The 1194-nt window shown below is 57.6% G+C and carries 1 protein-coding gene and 1 pseudogene; one reads left to right on the top strand and one right to left on the bottom strand.

The window, feature by feature from the left end; genetic code table 11:
* Positions 1-328 precede the first annotated feature (328 nt).
* Positions 329-589, bottom strand: a complete 261-nt coding sequence (locus NKI72_RS35080; RefSeq protein ID WP_352756874.1) for a DUF2269 family protein — start codon at positions 587-589, stop codon at positions 329-331.
* A 222-nt stretch (positions 590-811) separates the two neighbouring features.
* On the opposite strand from NKI72_RS35080, the pseudogene NKI72_RS35075 reads away from it, so the two are divergent.
* Positions 812-1104: pseudogene (locus NKI72_RS35075) on the top strand (DUF1236 domain-containing protein).
* The last annotated feature ends 90 nt before the right edge of the window (positions 1105-1194 follow it).

Raw genomic sequence — 1194 nt, 5'->3', positions numbered from 1 at the left:
TCCTGGTCCTGCATGGTATCTCCTAGAGGAATCCGAGAAAGGAGAGGATCGCAAGCACGATGACGACAAGGCCGATGAGATAAATGACACTGTTCATGGCGCAATCTCCTCCACTGCCTACCGAACTTGCCTGCGCTTTCTGTGTTCCGTTCGAACAGCACTTTTTTGGTAAGCTCCGCCTAACCAGCCTGAAGGGGGCCTTATGCCCACGGCAGTGAGCGCCGTTAGAATGATATCGGCGACCGGACTCCGGTGCGACTAACGGGCATTTCTCTCAGAACAGCAAAGCCGGCGGCGCGGTAGACATCTGCGGAGAACGTCATCACCGTTAACGCGAGGGTAATAGGCCCGTTCCGGCGGATATTCGCTCTGCATGGGGCGGGAATTTTCCGCAAATGCTTTGACTGCGCGTGATCGCAGCATGCCCTGCCTGCGACTCGATTGCTGGGCGAGCTATTACCAGCCAGAAGATCCCGAGTACGGCAGCGAAGGCGGGGAAGCCGAAGGCGACCGACAGCCAGAAAAACCGATGATAGCGCGGCGGCCACGGTGCGCCTGCAGCGGCGGCTTGCGACGCCAGCTTGTGCATCTTTTGGCACCGCTGGCGACCAGCCCTGTCCCTGTGAAGAATGCCCACATCCCGATTGTCCTGACCTAAAAGCTCCTTTCTACGAAGGAACCAAGCCATCGTGGCGGCCGGCCGCGGGGTTGCTCAGCGCCAGCGGAACAACAATTCCTTCCGCCCGTTCAGGTAAGTAGCCCCGTGCGGGACCATCAAGCACCGCAGCGGAAGGTTGCCTCGTTGGACTATATAGGAAAGCAATTTTTATCTGCTGCGACAGGAATCCTTCTTTTCGTAGGTGTCGGAGCGGTCGCCGCTCAGGATGTCATCATTCAGCCTGAGCAGGACACGGTGATCCGGGAGTATGTAAAGAAGAAACCGATAGCATCGCTGAGCTTCCCGGTGTTGAGCTCAAGATTGGCGCCGCTCTGCCCGACACAGTCGAGCTGTACGAAGTCCCGGACGTTCAGTACCGCTATGTAGTCGTTGAGGGACGAACCGTTCTGGTTGACCCAGGTACCCGCAGGATTGTTAAGGTCTAGATTGATTTTTCTACCAAAGCCCGCCGTGCCGAAGGTGCGGCGGACTTTCGCGTGGGTCCGGGATCGACGCGGTCGTAAGCAGAATGAGAA

The organism is Mesorhizobium sp. M0437, assembly GCF_040321335.1.
Lineage (GTDB): Bacteria > Pseudomonadota > Alphaproteobacteria > Rhizobiales > Rhizobiaceae > Mesorhizobium.
Note: the sequence above shows the minus strand (reverse complement) of the source record. Positions and strands in the feature narration are given on the sequence as shown.

What these genes read in the sequence shown, in the direction of transcription:
- NKI72_RS35080 (WP_352756874.1), bottom strand. Translation starts at nt 589, where the DNA reads ATGCACAAGCTGGCGTCGCAAGCCGCCGCTGCAGGCGCACCGTGGCCG.